The 21727-nt window shown below is 36.3% G+C and carries 20 protein-coding genes and 1 other annotated feature; of the genes, 17 read left to right on the top strand and 3 right to left on the bottom strand.

What is annotated here, in order from left to right:
* The first annotated feature begins 12 nt into the window (after positions 1-12).
* From ACQ4QH_RS08190 to ACQ4QH_RS08120, 15 genes are all read left to right on the top strand, one after another.
* The gene (locus ACQ4QH_RS08190; RefSeq protein ID WP_439818494.1) at positions 13-1425 is read left to right on the top strand and encodes an HNH endonuclease; all 1413 of its coding nucleotides are present in this window, start codon (positions 13-15) and stop codon (positions 1423-1425) included.
* A 223-nt stretch (positions 1426-1648) separates the two neighbouring features.
* Positions 1649-2452 carry a hypothetical protein gene (locus ACQ4QH_RS08185; RefSeq protein ID WP_439818493.1) on the top strand — a complete coding sequence of 268 codons (804 nt, stop codon included), beginning with the start codon at positions 1649-1651 and terminating at the stop codon, positions 2450-2452.
* A 282-nt stretch (positions 2453-2734) separates the two neighbouring features.
* Positions 2735-3883, top strand: coding sequence for a galactonate dehydratase (dgoD, locus tag ACQ4QH_RS08180; protein ID WP_164223513.1), 1149 nt, complete (start codon positions 2735-2737; stop codon positions 3881-3883).
* A gap of 18 nt (positions 3884-3901) precedes the next feature.
* Complete coding sequence (locus ACQ4QH_RS08175) at positions 3902-4891, top strand: 2-dehydro-3-deoxygalactonokinase (protein WP_439818492.1); 990 nt, start codon at positions 3902-3904, stop codon at positions 4889-4891.
* A gap of 16 nt (positions 4892-4907) precedes the next feature.
* Positions 4908-5531, top strand: a complete 624-nt coding sequence (locus ACQ4QH_RS08170) for a bifunctional 4-hydroxy-2-oxoglutarate aldolase/2-dehydro-3-deoxy-phosphogluconate aldolase (RefSeq protein WP_164223508.1) — start codon at positions 4908-4910, stop codon at positions 5529-5531.
* Between the two features lie 42 nt (positions 5532-5573).
* Positions 5574-6908: a gluconate:H+ symporter gene (locus ACQ4QH_RS08165; RefSeq protein WP_164223505.1), complete on the top strand. Its 1335-nt coding sequence runs from the start codon at positions 5574-5576 to the stop codon at positions 6906-6908.
* Positions 6909-7006: 98 nt separating this feature from the next.
* Complete coding sequence (locus ACQ4QH_RS08160) at positions 7007-7678, top strand: FadR/GntR family transcriptional regulator (protein WP_439818491.1); 672 nt, start codon at positions 7007-7009, stop codon at positions 7676-7678.
* Positions 7679-7743: 65 nt separating this feature from the next.
* Positions 7744-9237, top strand: coding sequence for an SIS domain-containing protein (locus ACQ4QH_RS08155; protein ID WP_439818490.1), 1494 nt, complete (start codon positions 7744-7746; stop codon positions 9235-9237).
* Between the two features lie 116 nt (positions 9238-9353).
* A complete protein-coding gene (locus tag ACQ4QH_RS08150; protein WP_439819517.1) occupies positions 9354-9845 on the top strand; it encodes a PTS sugar transporter subunit IIB in 492 nt (163 codons plus the stop codon).
* 9 nt (positions 9846-9854) lie between these two features.
* Complete coding sequence (locus ACQ4QH_RS08145) at positions 9855-10661, top strand: PTS mannose/fructose/sorbose/N-acetylgalactosamine transporter subunit IIC (RefSeq protein ID WP_439818489.1); 807 nt, start codon at positions 9855-9857, stop codon at positions 10659-10661.
* The gene (locus ACQ4QH_RS08140; protein ID WP_140836353.1) at positions 10654-11472 is read left to right on the top strand and encodes a PTS system mannose/fructose/sorbose family transporter subunit IID; all 819 of its coding nucleotides are present in this window, start codon (positions 10654-10656) and stop codon (positions 11470-11472) included. The genes ACQ4QH_RS08145 and ACQ4QH_RS08140 overlap by 8 nt, the downstream gene beginning before the upstream one ends.
* Positions 11473-11499: 27 nt before the next feature.
* Positions 11500-11919, top strand: coding sequence for a PTS sugar transporter subunit IIA (locus ACQ4QH_RS08135; protein ID WP_439818488.1), 420 nt, complete (start codon positions 11500-11502; stop codon positions 11917-11919).
* Positions 11903-13606 (top strand): glycoside hydrolase family 13 protein, encoded by a 1704-nt coding sequence (locus tag ACQ4QH_RS08130; protein WP_439819516.1) that lies wholly within the window; start codon positions 11903-11905, stop codon positions 13604-13606. The genes ACQ4QH_RS08135 and ACQ4QH_RS08130 overlap by 17 nt, the downstream gene beginning before the upstream one ends.
* Before the next feature lie 62 nt (positions 13607-13668).
* Positions 13669-13902, top strand: a binding site (T-box leader).
* A 72-nt stretch (positions 13903-13974) separates the two neighbouring features.
* Complete coding sequence (locus ACQ4QH_RS08125) at positions 13975-15126, top strand: ArgE/DapE family deacylase (RefSeq protein ID WP_439818487.1); 1152 nt, start codon at positions 13975-13977, stop codon at positions 15124-15126.
* Between the two features lie 194 nt (positions 15127-15320).
* The gene (locus ACQ4QH_RS08120; protein WP_439818486.1) at positions 15321-16604 is read left to right on the top strand and encodes an MFS transporter; all 1284 of its coding nucleotides are present in this window, start codon (positions 15321-15323) and stop codon (positions 16602-16604) included.
* A gap of 62 nt (positions 16605-16666) precedes the next feature.
* Here the strand turns inward: ACQ4QH_RS08120 and ACQ4QH_RS08115 are convergent, their stop codons facing one another.
* Genes ACQ4QH_RS08115 through rbsK form a run of 3 tightly spaced genes read right to left on the bottom strand, consistent with a single transcriptional unit; the run spans position 16667 to position 19245 of the window.
* Complete coding sequence (locus ACQ4QH_RS08115) at positions 16667-17617, bottom strand: DMT family transporter (RefSeq protein WP_439818485.1); 951 nt, start codon at positions 17615-17617, stop codon at positions 16667-16669.
* A gap of 3 nt (positions 17618-17620) precedes the next feature.
* A complete protein-coding gene (rpiA, locus tag ACQ4QH_RS08110; protein WP_439818484.1) occupies positions 17621-18298 on the bottom strand; it encodes a ribose-5-phosphate isomerase RpiA in 678 nt (225 codons plus the stop codon).
* A gap of 14 nt (positions 18299-18312) precedes the next feature.
* Positions 18313-19245 carry a ribokinase gene (gene rbsK, locus ACQ4QH_RS08105; protein ID WP_439818483.1) on the bottom strand — a complete coding sequence of 311 codons (933 nt, stop codon included), beginning with the start codon at positions 19243-19245 and terminating at the stop codon, positions 18313-18315.
* Positions 19246-19542: 297 nt separating this feature from the next.
* Here rbsK and ACQ4QH_RS08100 point away from each other — a divergent pair, with 297 nt between their 5' ends.
* Both ACQ4QH_RS08100 and rihC read left to right on the top strand, forming a co-directional pair.
* Positions 19543-20766, top strand: a complete 1224-nt coding sequence (locus ACQ4QH_RS08100; RefSeq protein WP_150191452.1) for a NupC/NupG family nucleoside CNT transporter — start codon at positions 19543-19545, stop codon at positions 20764-20766.
* 42 nt (positions 20767-20808) lie between these two features.
* A complete protein-coding gene (rihC, locus tag ACQ4QH_RS08095) occupies positions 20809-21723 on the top strand; it encodes a ribonucleoside hydrolase RihC (RefSeq protein WP_439818482.1) in 915 nt (304 codons plus the stop codon).
* Positions 21724-21727 lie beyond the last annotated feature (4 nt).

The raw sequence follows: 21727 nt of genomic DNA, 5'->3' as shown, positions 1-21727 counted from the left end.
AGAAGGTATCATATGGAATATGACAAGGTTGGTTTAGTTCTAAAAAAATTAGAACAAAGTTTTTCAATGCATAGTAATATTAGACAGTCTGATATTAATCAGTTTATTAGGGATATTAATTTTAGTATAGGTAGTGCATTTAAAATATATGCTGAAATGGATAGACTGAATATAAAAATAAAAAAGGATGAGGTTTCTATACTAGGTATTTACTTTCACAATTATACACATAGCTGGCTTGAAACAATACAGCTGATTGTGAATAATATGCCAGAATTTTTTTCATTGCAAGATATTTATTTTTTTACTCAGGATTTATCAGAAGCTTACCCGGAAAATAAACATATAAAGGACAAAATTCGGCAAATTTTACAGAAATTGCGTGATGATGGAGAAATAGTATTTTCAAGTGATGGTAACTATCACGTTGTAAGGAAAACCAATAACATGATATCCATACGTGAATACTACAAAGAATTGGATGACGATCAAAAAGACGTATTAGATTGGTTTTATGATAAGTCCTATACTGTGGATATGTTGCCAAAAGATATGAAAACAGATAGAGGCAATTTTTTGGTTAGTCCAGCTATGGGAATCTGGAAGTCAAAAAATATAGAATTTGCTACTTCAATTAAGCAAACAATAAAGGGGCCATATCAAGATTCGAAACCTGTTATGGATTTAGACGGAAATGGAACTCAGTTACTTCTTTATCATCAACAAGATTCTAAAACTGGTAATATCATTTTAGATAAAAATAATCTGGCAAACAATATTGCTCTAACAACTAATTTTCAATTAAAAATTCCAATTGGAGTTATTATTGAACAAAAAGAAAAGTATAAGAATCGAAAGACTTATAAATTTTATATAGGTATGGTATTAGGTTGGGAAGCAGGATTTTTTTTAATTCAAATAGCAAACAAAGAAGGATTAGTTAATATAACAAAATCTTTGGAAGAATTAGAAAAATCATTTGAAAAAGTTAGTACAGACAATAGTGATGATCAAAAATTTGATGTTTATAATGTGATTGATGCTAGAAAGAAACAGGAACGTGCAATAATAATACGCCAGGGTCAAACTGATTTTAGGAAAAAAGTGTTAGATGCGTATAATCATAAATGTGCTATTAGTGAAAATAATGTTGAAGAAGTATTAGAGGCTGCTCACATATTCCCATACAAAGGGAAAGATACTAATACTATAAATAATGGTATTTTATTAAGGAGTGATTTGCATTTATTATTTGATAAAAAATTAATTAGAATTAATCAGGAGTATATTGTTGAGATTTCTCCACAATTAGTTAACACTGTTTACAAAAAGTATAACGGCATTAAATTAAGACTACCAAGTGAACTGAAGAACTATCCAAATACAAATGCTCTAATGAGTCATTATTATTCTTGTGAATTTTAAAGAAGAATTTACAGTTAAATATATAGGGTGAGAAATTGATGTGCTTCCTGAAAGTTAAATTCTTAGTTTAACTTCCAGGCATTTTTTGGCAAAGCTTTTAAATAAAGAAAAAGATAGTGCTGATTAATTGAAGTATTAAACAAGCATTAGTTCGTCTAAACAAAAGAACCATATATATAATGCTATAATTTTCATATATCATTGTAATCAAAAGGGGGTTCAAATGAGTAAGGGCGCTTGGATAGGAACAATTATTGTCATAATAGCTATTGGTCTCGGGGCAAGTGGCATGTTGTACGTTAACCAACAGTCACAGGATAGAGACCTAAAGGAAGAACGAGCTAAAAACAGTTCACTATCTAAAAAAATGGATAGTGCGGATAAAAAGAAAGCGACTAGTGAAAAAAAGTCTAGTTCACACCAGACATCGTCAAGTGTGAGTGAATCATCATCAACTTCTTCGACCTCTTCCAGTTCTGAAGAACCAACGACTAGTGAACCGGTTCAATTAACGACAGCACAGAAGCAGGCTGTTAATGCGGCCTTTTTGAATTGGGCAGCTGGACGTGCAAAGGTTGGTAATATGGCAGTGACCGATTGGTATTTTGATCATGGTGCAGCCGGAACCGGAGATTGGTACGCTAATACAACGGATGGTGAGATTCAAGTACAAGACCAAAATAATCCAGGTCCGTCAGCCTTTCCAATCCACGCAATCGGTGGTTGTGTTTTCTTAACAATGAAAGATGGATCTACTGGTCGGCAAGATGATGCCGTAGTATCGATTGCTGGTGGTTATGGTGATAAAGCTGAAATGAGTAAGCCGATTACGAAGTATATGCTTGGTGATAATGGCAAGGTATATGAACTAAAATTGGCTGAGGGTGATGCAAGTTTATCAGCTGGCTTTGCTGAATATACCGATGAAGGACAAAAAAATCCGTATGGGCCATCGTACACTTTTAAAGTGTCAGAAGATCAAGTTGCACAGGCAGAATTGCAGAATCTACTGAATGCGTATCGATAAGTGCTTATTTTTCTATTGGTTTAAGACAATTTTTACGGTTACTTAATTTAATCTATTTATAAAAGTGGTGAAGATGAAGTCTTCATCACTTTTTTTGTATTTAAAAAAACATAAAAAGATATTATCTTTCTGTATTGTCTCCCAATCATTCATAAAAAAATATCGCCTTAATGCTTGACAGTAAAATATGAAAGCGATTACAATGTAGTTGTTGATAAAGATACTATCTATTTATAAAAGAGAGTATCTATTTAAAAAATTCAAACTTACGGGAGTTATGAAATGAAAATTACAAGTTATGAAACTTTTTCAGTACCACCACGTTGGCTGTTTTTGAAAGTAGAAACTGATGAAGGTGTTAGCGGTTGGGGAGAACCAGTTATTGAGGGACGTTCAGCAACTGTAGAAGCTGCTGTACATGAATTGATGGATTCATTGATTGGATTTGATCCTTTTAGAATTGAGGATGCTTGGGAGAAGATGTACCGTAGCGGATTTTACCGTGGTGGTCCAATCTTAATGAGTGCCATTGCAGGTATTGATCAAGCACTTTGGGACATCAAAGGTAAAGCACTTGGTCAACCTGTTTATGAGTTAATGGGTGGAGCCGTACGTGATGCTATTAAAGTTTATTCTTGGGTAGGTGGTGATCGACCAAGTAACGTTGGTGCCGCTGCGCTAGAACGAAAGAAGATTGGGTTTACAGCTATCAAAATGAATGCAACTGAAGAATTACAGATGATTGATAGTTACGAAAAAGTTCAAGAAGTCGTGGATCGTGTGAAGGCAATTCGTGATGCGTGTGGACCAAACTTTGGTATCGCCGTAGATTTCCATGGACGAGTTCACAAGCCAATGGCCAAAGTGTTAGCAAAAGCACTTGAGCCATATAACTTAATGTTTATTGAAGAACCGGTTTTGCCAGAAAATAATGAAGCATTAAGTGATATTACTCACTTAACGCAAACTCCAATCGCAACAGGTGAAAGAATGTTTACAAGATGGGACTTTAAAAAGTTATTTGAGGCAGGTAATGCAGATGTTATTCAACCAGATTTGTCACATGCTGGTGGAATCACTGAATGCAAGAAGATTGCATCAATGGCTGAAGCTTATGATGTTGCCGTGGCATTTCATTGTCCACTAGGTCCTATCGCATTGGCAGCATGTCTTCAAGTAGATGCAACGGTATACAATGCATTTATTCAAGAACAAAGCTTAGGTATTCACTATAATGCAACAAATGATTTGTTAGACTACATTAAAAATCCAGAAATATTTGAGTACAAGGATGGTATGGTTAGCATTCCAAGCTTACCTGGATTAGGTGTAGAAGTTAATGAAGAACTAGTTCGTGAGAAAGCAAAGGAAAATACTAACTGGCACAATCCTGTTTGGCGTCATGAAGATGGAACAATTGCTGAATGGTAATAAGAGAGGAATATAGGCATGGGGAACCTAGTAACTATTGATACTGGAACTACTAATACAAGGGTAGTGCTCTGGAGAGATGGAGAAAAAATTGCCAAAGTTTCACGGCCTGTAGGGGTCAAAATCACCTCTATTACGGGTAGTAAAGAGAAGCTGCAACAGGCAATTAAGTCAGCTATTGATGAATTATTATCAAATGAAAACATTGATGATTATTCAGCGGTAAAGTTTATTGCATCAGGTATGATTACTTCAAATTTAGGATTAGTAGAAATTCCACATCAAGAAGCACCTGTTAGTATGGCAGACTTGTCAGACAATATGCAAAGTGTGGTAGTTCCGGAAGTTTGTGAACAACCAATTTGGTTTGTCCCAGGTATTAAAAATAAGCTATCCGAAATTCTGGTTCAAAATATAACCAATATGGATGTAATGCGTGGTGAAGAGGTTGAAGCGATTGGGGCACTGAGTCATTTAGATACAAACCGTTCTATCGTTTTAGTCCTCCCAGGATCACATACTAAGTTCATTAAAATTGATGAATCTGGTCGTATAGCAGGATCAATTACGTCTATGGCTGGAGAATTAATTTCGCTATTAACTAAGGATTCGATTTTATCTGATTCGTTAAATAGTGAATTTTCTGATGATCTAGATGAAGACGCTTTGATTTTGGGTGCAAAATTGTGTGAGTTTAATGGACTAGGACGCGCAGCATTTGCTGTTCGATTGCTTGACTTATATACGGAATATACACGAAATCAACTAGCAAATTATCTTTTGGGAGTTGTTTTGCAGAATGATATTCAGGCAATTAAGAGTACGCATGCTTTTGAAGTAAATAAAAACGATACGTTTGTTGTTATTGGTAAGCCAGCATTGCGTGATTCATTGAAAGTCTTACTTGAAAATAACGATTACTTTAATGGTGAAATTAAAACAATTGATGTTCCTGAATTAGCAAGTGTTGGAATTATGGAAATTGCTAAATTACGAGGCATTATCTAAGACGAGGGGATAACAAATGGAAATTGAAAACTATCCAAAATTAACAGTTATTATGCGTGGTTATAGCTATGAACAAGCCATGTTGATTATTAAATTACTTAGTAACTATGATAAGAAGGTTGGTGTGGAAGTTACAACTAATAATCCAGATTATCTGAAGATAATTAAGGATGGAAATGACCAATATGGAGAGCAAGTATATATTGGGGTTGGAACCGTTCAGACTAAAGAACAAGCTCAAGATGCGATAAATGCAGGGGCAAAATTTATGCTTGGACCACAATCTTTTACACAGGATATCTATGACTTAGCACAACAAACAGGTGTGGTTACTGTTCCAGGAGCAATGACTCCTACTGAAATTCAATATGAATTTAGTAAAGGTGCAGATATTGTTAAGGTATTCCCAGCGATTACAGTAGGATCAACGTTCTTTAAACAATTGGCCGGACCAATGGCTGGACTTCGGTTGATGGCTGTAGGTGGTGTAAATCTTGATAATGCGAAAGAATTTATGACAGCCGGTGCGGGTTACTTAGGAATCGGATCTAGCTTCTTTAACAAGCAAGATTTGAAGAATTTAGACGAAGACTCTTTAAATGAATCAATTCAAAATTTTTTAGCAGAAATTAATATGTAAATTTAAAATCAGACTTTATTGCAACATGAAGAGAGGGAAATCATGCCATTACTAATAGTAGTATTAGGGGTTTTGCTATTAATCTTTTTAATTACAAAACTGAAGTTGAACACATTTGTTTCGTTAATTATTACATCATTTATTGTGGCCTTTGCATTAGGAATACCTTTAACAAAAATTCCAACAACAATAACTGATGGATTAGGAAATCAACTAGGTAGCTTGGCTATTGTCTTTGGAATGGGATCAATGATTGGGAAATTGGTTTCAGACGCCGGTGGTGGGCATCGAATAGCTCATACACTAATAAATAAATTTGGACGTAAGCGAATTCAAATTGCGGTTATCCTTGCATCATTTATTATTGGATTGGCATTGTTCTTTGAAGTTGGTTTAGTTGTTTTGCTACCAATTATTTTTATAATTGCTCGTGAGCTTGAAATGCCACTAATGTCATTGGCCATTCCAATGGCAGCAACATTGAATGTTATGCACGGATTCATTCCGCCACATCCAGCACCAACAGCCATTTCAGCCGTTTTCGGTGCTAATGTCGGACAAGTTATACTACTTGGAATTATTGTTGCTATTCCAACAGTTATTATTTCAGGACCTGTTTATAATCATTTCTTGCATAAATTATATCCTCGAGTTTATAAGATTCAAACCGAAAATCCAAGATTGGGTAAAATTGAAGAATTTGATTTAGATAAGACACCAAAGTTTGGTATTAGTGTTTTGACGGCTATGATGCCAGTTATTTTGATTGGTGTTTCAACACTATTAGAATTTGGTCTACCAAAGCATAGCTTGATTCATGATATTTTCTCAATAATTGGAAATCCTGATTTTGCTATGATGGTTTCATTAGTTTTCGCCATTTATACGATGGGTGTTAAGCAACGAATTCCAATGAAAAAAATTGGTAGCACGTTAGAAAATGCTATTATTCAAATTGCCGGTATGCTATTCATTATCGGTGGTGGTGGGGCTTTTAAACAAGTTTTAGTTTCCGGTGGAATCTCAGACTATATTTCACAGATGTTCTCTGATTTGAATATGTCACCATTGCTAGCAGCTTGGTTAATTACAGCTCTACTTCGAGTTAGTTTAGGATCATCAACAGTTGCTGCTTTAACTGGTGCTGGACTAGTTGCACCATTGATGGCTTCAGCAGGTGTCAACCCAGCATTAATGGTACTAGCAGTCGGTGCGGGTAGTGTCTTTGGGGGACACGTTAATGATGCCGGCTTCTGGATGGTTAAGGAATACTTTAATCTTTCATTAAAGGAAACTTTGACAGCTTGGTCACCACTTACTTGTGTTATTGGAGTAGTTGGTTTAGGAGCAGTCATGACATTGTCATTGTTTATTTAGATCAACAAACCACTAACTGGAACAAATTTCAGTTAGTGGTTTTTGATGTCTAAATAAAGTAATATTAAGTTAACCTTATTACAGGAGCTTTTACTTTAATGGAAACTAACAAATTAACAGTTTACGAAAAAACGTTACAAAAATTGAATGAAAAAATAATAGGTGAAGTTTGGGAACCAGGTAAAAGGTTACCTTCAATGAAGCAACTGGCAATGGATTTTGGTGTTAGCGTTACAACTATTAGAGAAGTCCTACACACATTGGAAAACAAGAATATAGTAAGTATCGAGCATGGCAGGGGAATATATCTACGTAATGATCCTAATTCAGTTACAAGTAAAACAGTGAATGTTGATCAAAATATACCTCTACTGTCAATATTAAAAGCTAGGTTACTGATAGAACCAGACCAAGCCTATTATTGTGCACAAAATGCAGATTCAATACTCTGTCAAGAGTTACAAGTTGTTGCTGACCGTTTGGATCAAGAAATGCATGTTAGTGATGATTTTTTAAAAACCGATTTAAAATTTCATCAATTGATTGCTGCTGGGGCAAAGGAACCTTCCTTAAAGATTATGACGAATTCGTTAGAAGAATATCAAATATCAGCTCGTAGAATGACAAACACCCTTCCATTAATGCGAACAAAAGCTGCTTTATATCATCAATTAATTGCGGCAGCCATTGCTACTCATAGTGCTGAAGAAGCGAAAAAGTTAATGAAGATGCATATTGAATCAATGATTTTACCACTAACCAAGGGATGAAAATATTAATTTGGATATTGTAGAAAATAAATATACAAACAAATAAAAAGCAGGAACATGGACTAATGAGTATACTGAACCGTTTTGAACAAAATAAAGAATTGCTGTCTAATCAAGAATTAAGTATATTTCAGCAAATATGGCAAAATTTGTCGAGTGTACAGGATAAGACATTAGGTCAAGTCGTGGATTTCCTGCATATTTCTCGTCAGTCATTTTTACGAGTAGCTAAAAAATTAGACTATAAAGACTCTAGTGAATTTTTATTGGCATTAAATCAACAAACTGTTTTTGAGAATATTGAAGATACAGCTAAAGCATCCCCAACACTACTCAATAAAAATATTCATCAAATTATTAATCATCTGGATCAAACACAGATTAAAAAGTTTATTCAACACATTAACAAGAGTCAACGGATATTCATTTTGTCTACAGGGAAAGCCCAAGATAACCAAGGTGAAGTTTTAGCAGCTATTCTTGCAAAGCAAGGTTACTTTGTCATCCATATTTATGACTTTTTTGAAATCGAAGAAATTAAGGCTAATGTTCGTGACACGGATATGTTTGTAATTCTGACAAGAACAGGAACATCACATGATCTACTCAATGCAGTCAGATCACTCAATCAAACCGCAGCCGATATCGTCACAATTACTAGTATGCGTTCAAATCCACTAAGTAGTTGGTCAAACTTGATGATTTTTGTGAACACACAAAAGATTGATGGTAATATTTATGAATTAAATGCCATGTTTTATGTGATTTTTGGTTTAATTGACTTTTACTTAAACTTAGATGATCCAGTTAAGCCACTTAAAGATCAGCAACAATTGATTCGTAATATTTTAGGGGATATCATTGCGAAAAATAATGCATCATTAACAGCAAGTAATCGTGAATTGATGACAAATTTAATGCAAAAACCTGAGTTACTATTTAAGAGTATTTCTGAAATTAGCGAACAATTAAATATTTCAACAACAAGTTTATTTAGGCTAGCGCAGTCAATGGGCTTCAATGGATTCAAGGAATTTCGGGCATCTATTAGATTAGCGATGTCTGATTTTAAGCCACAAAACAGTCAGTATGATAATTATTTAGTCTTACTAAAATATTTTAATAAAACAGTTAATGATATTATGAGTACTGACTTTACGCTGATCCACTCTTTGATATTTAAGCACGATAAAATATGCTTAGTCTATCAAGATAAATATACAGAAATTTTAGCTGATGAGTTAATTAGAACCTTCTTTCATACGAATAAATTAATGCGCAAAATAAATGGTGGTTCAAGTGCAGATTATGTTGATAGTTATGAAGATACATTATTTATCTTTTTAATTAAAAATAGACAGTATGAAGAGCAACTTATTCAGACATTGAGCCATATCAGTAATAAAAACAATGATGCGTTTGTTTTTTCAGAAAAAGAAATTGCCATTGAAGGATTTAATGTATCTGGAGCGATATTTTTTCCAAATGTGCCCAATATGATTAGATCATTTGCAGACATGTGGTTAATAGAATTCCTGTTTATTAGCTATTTATATTAATAACAAAAGAGAACCAATTTACATTTTGCGTAAATTGGTTCTCTTTTTGTACATTGTAACAGAATGTCGTCATTTACTTGTAAGCGCTTACGTTACTGTCATAGAATGATGAAGTAATAAAAAATAAAGAGGTAAAGAATAAGTCAGTAGTTTTAGCACGAGTAGATCAACGCTTAATCCATGGAATTGTCGTGACGCAATGGGCAGCTTACACAAAGGCTAAGCGCTTGATGGTTGTTGATGATGAAGTAAGCCAAGACGAAACGATGAAGGCGGGTATGAAGTTAAGCAAGCCAGCCGGCACAAGCATGTCAATTATCAGTACTGATACAGCTATCCAGAATTTTAAGAATGGTAAATATGACAGTCATTCAGTATTTATTTTAGTTAAGGAACCAGCTACGTTAGTTAAGTTGATTGAAGGTGGTGTACAAATTCCTAAGGTTAATTTGGGAATTATTTTTAACCAAAGTGGTAAGCAACAATTTACAAAAATGGTTGCAATGGATGAACAAGAAAAGGCAGATGTTAAAAAAATTCAATCATTAGGAGTTCCCGTAACATTCCATTACGTTCCTAATGAGGACGAAAAGAATGTTGATTTGTAGGAGATAGATATGGCAATTATTCAAGATATTTTAATTATTGCACTGGCCTTTTGGATGGTTATTGACCAGCAAGGTCCAGTTATTACAACTTGGTTTCCAGTTATCGTTGCGATGATCGCCGGCTTTATTTTAGGTGATATTCAAACTGCGATGGTTATCGGAGGTACTTTCCAATTGATGGCCTTAGGTGTTGCTAACATTGGTGGTTCATCTGTACCAAATTATGGATTAGCAGCATTGGTCGGTGTTTACGTTGCAATTCGAACAACAGGAAATATTGTTGATGCAAAAGCAGCTGCGATGGCAGTTGGTGTTCCCGTCGGTATGCTGGGAATTCAACTAGATGTATTGGGAAAGATTTTAACTAACCCATTGGTACATAAGGCACAAACGTATGCCCGTGAAGGACAATACAAGAAGATGAATCGCACGATTATGTTTGCACCAGTTGTTTTTGGTTTAACAACCGCATTGCCAACGGCTTTGTTTGTCATTTTTGGTAAGCCAGTTGTTAGTTTTATTCTAAAGAGTCTACCACAATGGTTTACAAATGGACTTTCAATCGCTGGAGGTATCCTACCGGTAGTAGGTATTGGTATTCTGATTTCAATGATGCCAGTAAAGAAACATTTTATGTATTTGATTATTGGGTTCGTCGCAGCAGCATATCTAAGTATGCCTATGATGGGAATCGCATTGGTTGGAGCAGCAGCAGCATATAACTTCTTTATTCATGCAACATCTGAAAATAACAGCGCAGTAGCAAGTGCAGGCGCAAGTGAAGGAAATATTGAGGACGGTGATTTCGATGAGTGATCAATTACAAGATAAGCATTTAACAAAAAAAGACATTCGTCGAACAGCATTACGCTGGCAATTCATGACTTCGAATGCATATAACTATGAATCACAACAAGCTGGTGGAGTTGTTTTTGCCCTAAGTAAGGCACTACGCAAAATATATAAGGATGATGAAGAGGGCTACAAGTCATCACTAGAAAACCACTTCAAATTCTTTAATACAACTGGTCCAGCTGCTTCATTGATTCTAGGAGCAACATTGGCCATGGAAGATCGTGAAGGAAAGAAGTCTCAACCAGCTGTTCAAAGTTTGAAAACTGGTTTGATGGGCCCACTTGCTGGTGTTGGAGATACAATTTTCTGGGTGCTATTACCAACAGTTCTTGGTTCGATTGCTGCATATATGGGACTGCAAGGAAATCCAACTGGTGCCATTATTTGGCTAATCGTAAATATCTTGGTATTCATGTTACGAATCAAGATTTTCGAATGGGGTTATGCTACTGGTACAAGATTAGTAACTGATTTGGGAAGCAAGCTGAATGCATTTACTGAAGCAGCATCTATCATGGGGCTAACTGTGATTGGCGCACTGATTCCAAGCGTTATTAAGATGAACTTGGCAACAAAATTCGTTACTGGAAAAGTAACAATGTCTGTACAAAAAGACATTTTAGATGCCATTATGCCATCACTATTGCCAGCAATCCTAACATATATTGTTTATCGAATTGTTAGAAGCAATAAATTATCAATTTCAAAAATCATTTGGATAGTGATTGCATTTGCGCTCGTACTATCATACTTTGGAATTTTACAACCATAATCACTACATTAAGAGGTATTAAAAATCATGAGAAAAATTATCATTGCTTCACATCACAAAATGGCTTCTGGGTTAAAAGATACGCTTGAGTTTATTGCAGGAGAACAAACTTCGGTTCTAGCAATCGATGCTTATCTAGATAATGAACCGCTGGATGATACATTAAAAGAGATATTTGTTGATAAGAGCAGTGATGATGAATACATTATTTTTACTGACTTGAAGGCAGGAAGTGTCAATCAAGCATTTATTAAATATCTTGCGTTACCCCATGTTCTATTAGTTACGGGTATGAATTTGCCAATTATTCTATCAGTGTTGTTGGCGCCATCAGATGGATATCTAGAAGAAGAACAGATGCAACATTACATTGATGAGGCTAAACAGGAAGTTGTTTTCATGAATGCAGAATTAGCAAACTTGGAGGATGATGATGACGACGAATGAGGATAGTAGTAAATGGTGGCAGCAGGCTGTCGTTTATCAAGTTTATCCACAGAGCTTTCAAGATAGTAATCATGACGGAATTGGTGATTTAAATGGAATTATCAATAAATTACCCTACTTAAAAAAATTGGGAGTTGATGTATTGTGGCTTAATCCAATTTATAAAAGTCCACAGGTTGACAATGGTTATGACATTTCCAATTATTATGAGTTAAATTCAGATTACGGTACTTTGGATGACTTTAAACATTTACTGGATGAAGCACACCATAATGATATGAAAATTATTTTAGATCTTGTCGTTAACCATACAAGTGATCAACATGATTGGTTTAAACAATCTAAAAAAAGTCGTGATAACGAATTTTCGAACTACTATATTTGGAGAGATCCAGGAGAAAACGGTGAGCTACCAAATAACTGGGGAGCAACATTTGGGGGTCCAGCGTGGACTTATGTACCAGAAAGAAAGCAGTATTACCTACATTCTTTTGCACCAGAACAACCTGAATTAAATTGGGAAGAACCCAAGTTACGGGCGGCTATTTATAAGATGATGCGTTATTGGTTAGAATTTGGTGTTGATGGATTTAGAATGGACGTGATTTCATTAATTTCTAAACGTCAGAACTTTCCAAATGCCGATGACAGCTATGCCTACAGTAAACGTTATTATGCTGGTGCTTCAAATGGTCCACGAGTACATGAATTTTTACAGGAAATGAATCGTGAGGTATTGCGTAATTTTGATACGCTGACTGTTGGTGAAACGCCAAATACAGACTCTGACCAGGCTATTTTATACACGGATGTTGATCGACATGAGTTAAATATGGTATTTAACTTTGATCATATGCATATTGATTATGGCAAACGTGGCAAATTTGATAATAAGCGATTTAACTTGGTAGACTTAAAACGTGTCTTTATGGAGTGGCAGGATAAATTAAGTGATCGAGGATGGAATTCATTATATTGGTCAAATCATGATCAACCCCGAGCCGTTACGAGATTTGGTTCTGAAAAATATCGGATTGAAAGTGCTAAAACTCTGGGAACTGTTTTGCATATGCTTAAAGGAACGCCGTACATTTTTCAAGGTGAAGAGTTAGGCATGACTGATGCAAAATTTGATTCATTAGCTGACTATCAGGATATTGAAACGAAAAATATTATTGATTTATATCAGCAGGAAGGTTTGCCAGAAGATTATATTAAAGAGGTAGCCTATCTAAGATCACGTGATAATGCTCGTACACCAATGCCTTGGTCTAGTGAATCACCATATGCAGGTTTTAGTGATGTTCGACCATGGATTAAAATGAATCCAAATTATCCAGCGATTAATGTTGCAGATGCGCTAAAAAGTGAAACTTCAGTATTCTATCACTATCAAAAATTGATTGCATTAAGACATAAATTGCCTGTGATTGTTGAGGGAAAGTATACTCTGTATGATGCTGATAATGAAGATATTTTTACTTTTACCAGGACTGCCAATGATGGAACTATGTTATTGATTATTGCATCTTTCTCTGAAAGCGTGCTCACTTATTCAGTACCAGAGAAACTTGTTGGAAATCAGCAATGGCAAGTACTGTTAGATTCATCAGCATCTGAAATTGATTTTAATAGACAATTAACATTGCAACCTTATCAATCAATTGTTTTTATGACAACAAATTAATTATAAAAACCACTTGCAAACAACCGCTAAAGCGAGTAACTTCTTTATTAGATAATTATTAGAAAATTGCGATGAAGAGAAGAGTACTTTCCAAGTAATTTGTCCAGAGAAGGTCGTTAGCTGAGAAGACCGCAAATGAAAAGAAACGAAGATGAGCTCTGAGCATTAATCATTGTGCAAGCAATGGCTACGGGTAGATTCGTTATAGTCTCACTTGCTAACTGAGTAAGTGATTGAGGTACTGTTTGTAAGAAGAGTACAAATTAAGGTGGTAACGCGAAGCTTTCGTCCTTGAACAAGGGGGAAAGCTTTTTTGTTTGGAGAATATCTAGTAATAGAAACAGATGTAATTAGTGGGGGATGTCATTATGGAACAAGCAGATAAAATTAAGATCTTACAGGATTTGGTTAATATCAATACCGTCAATGGTAATGAGTTAGCAGTTGCGACATATCTACAACAGGTATTTGCTGAACATGGAATTAAGGCAACAATTGATGAATTTGGTGATAAACGAGCCAATCTACAAGCTGAAATTGGCAATAAAAACGCTGATCAGAAGATTCTAGTATTTTCGGGTCACCAAGACACGGTGTCAATTGATGATGAATCAGCCTGGGAACAACCACCATTTGGTGCACAGATAATTGGTGATAAACTTTATGGACGTGGGGCAGCGGATATGAAGAGTGGCTTAGCTGCCGAAGTGATCGCCTTAATTGAATTAGCTGAAAATCCTGAGGTCACATTAAATGGAACACTGCGTTTTATTGCGACGGCAGGCGAAGAATTTGGTACGCCTGGTGCATATCGCTTAAATGAGCAACATGCCATCGATGATGCTGATGCACTTGTGATTGGTGAACCTACAGATGGTCAAATTATTTTTGCTCATTCAGGAAGTTTTAATTACCGCATTACAAGTCGTGGTCAAGCGGCGCATAGCTCACGACCAGCTCAGGGGATTAATGCCATTCAAGGTTTGGTCAATTATATTAATTTAGAAAAAGACCTTTTTGCAGATACTCCAGAAGATCCTTACTTGGGACGGGTACAGCACAGTATTACGGTCATCCACGGTGGTGAGCAGGTTAACACTATCCCAGCTACTGCTGAATTATTAGGTAATATTCGTCCCACCCAAGCGTTTGATAATCAACAGGTGATTGCGCGAATTGAAGCAGCTGTGGAAGAACTAAATCAGCAATATGATGCCCAACTATCTTTGGAAATTATTCATAATTTTGAGCCAGTCGAAACAGCAAGTGATAATGATTTTATTCAAATCGTTAAACAAGCGGCACAAGAAACGTTTACAGATCGTCAAGTTGATTTATTGACGATGAATGGTGCAACAGATGCCAGTGTCTTTGTAAAGAATAATCCAAGTCTGCCCACGGTAATTTTGGGTGCTGATGGGGACAAGTCTTCACATCAACTCAATGAATACACGACCATTAGTAGTTACTTAGCGTTGATTGAAATTTATCAAAAAATTGCCCGTGAATTTTTGCAGTAGAAATTGATTGTCAATCATAATTTAAACCACCATATAACCAATAGCGCAAAAGTGCTCATGATTATACGGTGGTTTTTTGAATTTATTATTAATGAAATATGATATTAATAAGTTTTATAACTTAGTTGACACCACGTTTATATGTGACTATTATTAGAAGCAAATTAATTATATGAGAAAGAGGGAGGCCAGACATGCAAAACTTTAGCCAACGGCAAATCACTGCTAATATCATCAAAGGTTCCTTAGGTAATATGATTGAATGGTTCGATTGGTACATTTACGCATCATTTACAGTTTATTTCGCGCCATCTTTTTTTCCAAGTACTAATCAGACCGCGGAACTATTGAGTGCGGCAGGTGTCTTTGCCGTTGGTTTCTTAATGCGTCCATTAGGAAGTCTGTTCATGGGAAAGTATGCTGATGTTCGTGGTCGACGTGCAGCGCTAACGTTGTCAGTAACAATTATGGCAACATGTTCCATGGTTATTGCACTGATTCCTAGTTATAAAACGATTGGTATTTTTGCGCCCGCAATTTTGATTTTGGTACGTATGGTTCAAGGCCTTTCACTAGGTGGTGAGTATGGCATTTCAGCAACCTATCTATCAGAAATGGCCTCGTCTAATCGGCGCGGTTATTACGCATCTTTCCAATATGTCACATTAATTAGTGGCCAACTTGCGGCACTTGCGATTCAGGGCATTTTGCAATTTTTCTTGAATGAATCAGCACTACAAGCTTGGGGCTGGCGAATTCCGTTTGTGATTGGGGCCTTGGGAGCAATCTTAGTGCTTTATCTTCGTTTATCAATGGATGAAACGCAACAATTTAAAAATACGGCGAAGCAAAAGGATAAGGCATCACGTGGTTCATTACGAATACTCATGCAATATCCAAGGCAAGTGTTAACGGTTGTTGGCCTGACCTTTGGTGGTACGATTGCCTTTTATACGTACACTACCTATATGCAAAAGTACATGATTAATACCCTTGGGTTACCAAATCGAACAGTGACAGCAATCAATTTTTTGGCCTTGCTAATCTTTATGGCAATCCAACCATTGTTTGGCGCTATTTCGGATAAAATCGGCCGTAAGCCGTTGTTATATTGGTTTGGTATTTTGGGAACCTTACTTACAGTACCAATCTTTATTGGTTTGAAATATTTTTCAAGTCCGGTGATGGCGTTTCTATTGATGTTGGGTGGATTATTGATTGTTAGTGGTTATACATCGATCAATGCCATAGTAAAGGCAGAGATGTTTCCAACTGAAATTCGAGCGTTAGGTGTTGGCTTACCTTATGGTTTGACTGTTGCCATCTTTGGAGGAACTGTTGAGTATGTTGCGTTATGGACGAAGAGTATCGGTCACGAAAATATTTTCTTTTTCTATGTTTCCTTCGCAATTTTAGTCAGTTTATTGGTTTACATTCGCATGCTCGAAACTTCAAAACATTCACATTTAGAGAAATAAAAAAATGCTCTATAATTGTTTGGCTTTTTTGTCTAACAATTATGGAGCATTTTAAATAACCATCAACCAACAACTTTAATGATGATGATACCGATAGTGAAGACTGCGACACTGATTATTTTCAGTCGGGTTGTTTTATTTTTGGAAACTTGGAACAAACCGTTATGTTCAATGATGATTGAACCAATCATTAGTCCAATAATACTCAAACTGACTGTTAAACCGGGTCCAATTGTTGGATTTAAAATGGTCATGCATAGGACAAAAAATGCGCCCATTGAAGATGCGGCCCATGCTGTACCAGACCCAATCCCGGATACAAATTTACCAGGTGTGAGTTCTCGATTTAAGCTAACAACGATTAAGAGTAATAATGTACCAAGTAAAAATGCGATAAACGATGATGCAATCGAGGCAGTTAATTCAGCTGTATTTTGGAATTCAGATGTTTCATGCAGTAGCGTCCCCAGATTACCGTTAAATATTCCTTGAATTGTCGATAGGATACCAGCAACGAAGCCCCAAATGCAGAGTAACCAATCGTTAGAAGTAACATTTTTTAACTTATTTACCTTTGGCGTATAGGCACTCAAAATCACACCAATAATGAGTAGCACAAGACCAATGATTTTAATCATATTTAGTGGGCTTTGTTGGACATTAAACCAACCCATCGCATCAATTAAAATACCAGAAGTGACTTGACCAAGGGTTGGATAAATCACTGCTTTAATTGGCCCTAATTTTGGGAAAAGGATAATGATACTTGTAATATAAATTGCCCCTAGGACACCACCAATAAACCATGGAAATCCCTTCTGAAAAGTTTCTGACAAAACGGAGATAACATTAATTCTTAGTACAAACAGGGCAATAAGAAATTCAATGTTACCAATGATGTATGTCATGAATCCCGCTAGAATAGGGGAGCTTAATTGTTTACCAAGATTGACGTTATAAGGATTCTGGACAGCTAAAACAAGTCCAGCAAACAGACTTAAAATATACAGCATAATTTACCTGTCAATCTTCTCAATATGCTCGCCGCCAATAATCACTGTATGACAAAGATTAAGGAATAGGCCGTGTTCTACGATACCTGTCAATGACTTGAGAGTATCAGCCAATTTGTGAATATCGGTGACATGACTGATGTCGACATCGATAATATAATTTTTGGAATCAGTTAACACTTTCTGATTTTGATCATCCATTCTGAATTGTGGTTGCAAGTTCATTTGACCTAGCTTTGTAAACAGTTGCACAGAACCAAATGGTATAATTTCTATAGGAAGTAAAAAGCTACCTAATTTATCACTTTTTTTGGAGGTATCAACTATCCAGATGTTCTTTTTAGAGTTTAATGCAACAATTTTTTCAAATAAAAGTGCTGCACCGCCGCCTTTGATGCCATTTAATTGTGGATCAAATTCATCAACACCATCGACGGTTACATCAATGTGATCAATATCATCAATACTAACAACGTGTATGCCCAAGGATTCAGCAAGTTGTTGTGACTTTGTAGAAGTTGTCACACAAGTTAAGTGCCAGTTGGCGACTTTTATTTTTTTACTTAAAGCTTCAATAAAGTAGTTTGCCGTGCTTCCCGTACCTAGTCCAACGATCATGCCATCGTCAATATAGTCGACAGCTGCTTGTGCAGCGCTCTTTTTCTGTAAATTAATATTCATGTTGATATACTTCCTTAGTTATTTGATGATAATTTCGTAACAATTTCATCTTGATAAGGAATGGCAGGAATGGCACCAGGTCGTGAAACGACAATGCTACTGGCAATACTAGCTTTTGTTAAAGTCTCCTCGATATTATTAGATAGGTCAGCAGCTAGTGTTGCAGCAATTGTACCAATGAAAGTGTCTCCAGCGGCTGTCGTATCAATTGCATCAGCTTTAAAACTTTTGATTAGCCCCGGCTTACCATGGATTGCATAGAAGGCACCGTGTTCGCCAAGGGTAATAATGACATTTTCTATTGCCAATTTATCTTTGAATAGTGATGTCCGGGCAACTAGCTCTTCATAGTCTGTCGTCGGCTCTAACCCAAGTAGAGCAGCCGCTTCAGTCTCGTTGGGCACCAATAAATCAGTATTTTTTAAAATGTCAGGATCAACATAATCTGTGACAGGTGCAGGATTTAGGATTGTTTTGGCTCCATATTGATGCGCTAATTCAAACCCCCTTTTGATAGCGTCTTGTGGAACTTCTAATTGTGCGACCACGACATCAGCACGTTTAATTAAATCTTGTGCCTGATCAATATCTGTCAGGGATAGTGCCATGTTTGCGCCACCGTAGACTAAAATCGTATTATGACCATTTTTTTCGAGCATGATATAAGCGGTACCAGTGGGTACTGATTTTGTATAAATTGCATCGGTATGAATACCTTCTTCATTGAGTAAATCAATATATGAGCGACCTTCTGGGTCCTCACCAACGCCACCAATGAAGGACACGGTTGCACCCTGGCGAGCGGCAGCAACTGCCTGATTAGCTCCCTTGCCACCAAAGTTAGTTGATTTACTGTTGATGCTGATTGTCTCACCAACAGTGGGTAAGCGATCTAGTTTTTGTAATACGTCAATGTTTAAACTGCCAATAATAACAACATTTTGCATTTTTCTATCCCTCTATATTTAAAGAATTTAAAAATTATCTTTTACTAAAAAATAGTTGGGCAATTATGGTATCAAAACCCAAGTATTGTTGAATAGCTTGCGTTTACGTATATTTTGAAAGTATTTTTGGGTAGTATGATTGACCACCCAAAAACAAATAACGATAGAAAGCGCTTTCAAAAATAGTGAGACGCTGTTATACTAATACTTGGTAAAACGTTTTACTCATTCGCAGGTATCATATTATCATAGTTAAATGTTTTAATAAAGAAAAATTAATTTTGTGAGGTAAACAAAATGTTAATTGCTATTAACGTGTTAGGTATCCTTGTTTTTGTCGGGGTTGCCTATCTATTTTCTAATGATAAAAAGAACATTCAATGGAAGTCCGTTAGTATTGTTCTTGTACTAGAGGTATTTTTAGCCTGGTTCTTTACCCAATTCAAAGCAGGACAAATTGCCGTCCAAGGAGCAGCCGATGGGTTTAATTGGTTAGTTTCTGTTGCTTCAAAGGGGATTGCCTTTGCTTTGCCAGACTGGCTAACCGCAAATAATGGTGGCCCTAATTTCGTGACATCGGCATTGCTACCTATTTTGTTAGTTGTGCCATTGTTTGATATTTTAACTTATTTTGGTATTCTACCTTGGATCATTAAGTGGATTGGAAAGGCTTTGACCTTTATTACTGGTCAACCAAAGTTCGAGGCATTCTTCTCAATTGAAATGATGTTTCTTGGTAATACAGAGGTATTGGCCGTTTCTAAGAATCAGTTAGAGAGCATGTCAGCACGTCGTAATTTTACGTTAGCGATGATGTCAATGAGCTGTGTGACGTCTGCCATTATTGGTTCATATACACAAATGGTGCCAGGTCAATATGTTTTGACAGCTGTTCCGCTTAATATTTTAGGTGCAATTGTTATTTCAGCTATTTTAAATCCAACAAAAGTTGCACCTGAAGATGATGTCATTGTTAAGGTCGATTCAGAAAATGGTAAGAAAGAGCCATTTTTCTCATTCTTAGGTGATTCAATTCTTGGTGCTGGTAAGTTGATCTTGATCATTACTGCAACAGTTATTGCTTTCGTTGCCCTTGCTGCATTGATTGACCAACTATTCAGTCTAACTGGATTCCACTGGTTGACACTTGAGAATATTTTTGGCGTTATCATGTTCCCATTTGCTTGGTTGTTGGGCTTCAATGTTCAAGATGCATTCCACATCGCACAATTTATGGGAACTAAGTTGGTTACTAACGAATTCGTTGTTATGGGTGAGATTTCAAAGTCAATTATGGCCAACAAAGGATTGTTCTCTAGCGAACACGCAAGAATTGTTATGACAGTGTTCTTAACGAGTTTTGCTAACTTCGGTACAATCGGTATGATTCTTGGTGCCTTTAAGGGATTGGTCAACAAAGAAAAGAACGAATACATCAGCTCACGTGTTGGATACATGCTTTTGTCTGGTGTGCTAGTTTCATTACTTTCAGCTGCTACAGCTGGTATGTTTGTTTGGTAATCATCAGTTAGTATAATAAATTATTCAAGGGGGAAACTTGTCATGCTATCTGTCATATTAGATATGGATCCAGGAATTGATGATGCAGCAGCGATTGCAGTTGCCATTAATCATCCAAATTTAGATGTTAAATTGATCACAACGGTTGCTGGTAATGTCTCAGTAGATAAGACAACGAACAACACACTGAAATTATTGACCTTTTTCAATAAGAATATTCCGGTTGCCATGGGTGCAAAAGCGCCATTAAAAAAAGCATTTGCTGATGCATCAGCAATCCATGGTAGTTCAGGAATGCCTGGTTATGATTTTCCAGAACCACAAATGGCGCCAATTGATTTATCGGCTGTTGAAGCGATTCATCAAACGATTAATCAGTCAGCTGAAAAAATAACCTTGATTGCCACCGGATCGTATACAAATATTGCTCAGTTTATTCAAAAATATCCCAATGATTTAGATAAAATTGAACATTTGATTTTGATGGGTGGTAGTATTTCAGGTGGAAATTGTAGTTCGGTCGCTGAATTTAATGTGTTCACTGATCCGGATGCCGCTAAAATTGTTTTTGCAGCACCAATTGAAAAAACGATGATTGGTCTGGATGTGACTTTAAAAGCATTAATTACTGCTGAAACAGTAGGAAAAATCAAGAATATGGGTAAGTCGGGTGACATGCTTTACAAGATTATTTCTGCTTATGGGGATGTGCATGAAGGTGGTAAGCCGATGCATGATGTGAACACAATACTTTATGCGCTTGATCCAGAATTAATCACGACAGAACCAATGAATATTGAAGTGGCAACCGACGGACCAGCTATTGGCGCCACAGTTGCTGATATTCAAAACAGATGGCATGAGCCGGGTACCCACAATGCAAATGTGGGTGTTGATATCGATGCAAAGATGTTTAATGAGTGGTTTATTAAGCAAGTTGCAAGAATGCCAAAGTAAAGGG

This window comes from Weissella paramesenteroides (assembly GCF_051903945.1).
In the GTDB taxonomy this organism is placed as follows: Bacteria; Bacillota; Bacilli; order Lactobacillales; family Lactobacillaceae; genus Weissella; species Weissella paramesenteroides_A.
This window is presented reverse-complemented; position numbering and strand designations above follow the sequence as displayed.

What these genes read in the sequence shown, in the direction of transcription:
- ACQ4QH_RS08120 (WP_439818486.1), top strand. Translation starts at nt 15,321, where the DNA reads ATGCAAAACTTTAGCCAACGGCAAATCACTGCTAATATCATCAAAGGT.
- rihC (WP_439818482.1), top strand. Translation starts at nt 20,809, where the DNA reads ATGCTATCTGTCATATTAGATATGGATCCAGGAATTGATGATGCAGCA.
- ACQ4QH_RS08125 (WP_439818487.1), top strand. Translation starts at nt 13,975, where the DNA reads ATGGAACAAGCAGATAAAATTAAGATCTTACAGGATTTGGTTAATATC.
- ACQ4QH_RS08170 (WP_164223508.1), top strand. Translation starts at nt 4,908, where the DNA reads ATGGAAATTGAAAACTATCCAAAATTAACAGTTATTATGCGTGGTTAT.
- ACQ4QH_RS08115 (WP_439818485.1), bottom strand. Translation starts at nt 17,617, where the DNA reads ATGCTGTATATTTTAAGTCTGTTTGCTGGACTTGTTTTAGCTGTCCAG.
- ACQ4QH_RS08175 (WP_439818492.1), top strand. Translation starts at nt 3,902, where the DNA reads ATGGGGAACCTAGTAACTATTGATACTGGAACTACTAATACAAGGGTA.
- ACQ4QH_RS08130 (WP_439819516.1), top strand. Translation starts at nt 11,903, where the DNA reads ATGATGACGACGAATGAGGATAGTAGTAAATGGTGGCAGCAGGCTGTC.
- ACQ4QH_RS08190 (WP_439818494.1), top strand. Translation starts at nt 13, where the DNA reads ATGGAATATGACAAGGTTGGTTTAGTTCTAAAAAAATTAGAACAAAGT.
- ACQ4QH_RS08140 (WP_140836353.1), top strand. Translation starts at nt 10,654, where the DNA reads ATGAGTGATCAATTACAAGATAAGCATTTAACAAAAAAAGACATTCGT.
- ACQ4QH_RS08155 (WP_439818490.1), top strand. Translation starts at nt 7,744, where the DNA reads ATGAGTATACTGAACCGTTTTGAACAAAATAAAGAATTGCTGTCTAAT.
- ACQ4QH_RS08165 (WP_164223505.1), top strand. Translation starts at nt 5,574, where the DNA reads ATGCCATTACTAATAGTAGTATTAGGGGTTTTGCTATTAATCTTTTTA.
- ACQ4QH_RS08145 (WP_439818489.1), top strand. Translation starts at nt 9,855, where the DNA reads ATGGCAATTATTCAAGATATTTTAATTATTGCACTGGCCTTTTGGATG.
- ACQ4QH_RS08160 (WP_439818491.1), top strand. Translation starts at nt 7,007, where the DNA reads ATGGAAACTAACAAATTAACAGTTTACGAAAAAACGTTACAAAAATTG.
- ACQ4QH_RS08185 (WP_439818493.1), top strand. Translation starts at nt 1,649, where the DNA reads ATGAGTAAGGGCGCTTGGATAGGAACAATTATTGTCATAATAGCTATT.
- ACQ4QH_RS08100 (WP_150191452.1), top strand. Translation starts at nt 19,543, where the DNA reads ATGTTAATTGCTATTAACGTGTTAGGTATCCTTGTTTTTGTCGGGGTT.
- rpiA (WP_439818484.1), bottom strand. Translation starts at nt 18,298, where the DNA reads ATGAATATTAATTTACAGAAAAAGAGCGCTGCACAAGCAGCTGTCGAC.
- ACQ4QH_RS08135 (WP_439818488.1), top strand. Translation starts at nt 11,500, where the DNA reads ATGAGAAAAATTATCATTGCTTCACATCACAAAATGGCTTCTGGGTTA.
- rbsK (WP_439818483.1), bottom strand. Translation starts at nt 19,245, where the DNA reads ATGCAAAATGTTGTTATTATTGGCAGTTTAAACATTGACGTATTACAA.
- dgoD (WP_164223513.1), top strand. Translation starts at nt 2,735, where the DNA reads ATGAAAATTACAAGTTATGAAACTTTTTCAGTACCACCACGTTGGCTG.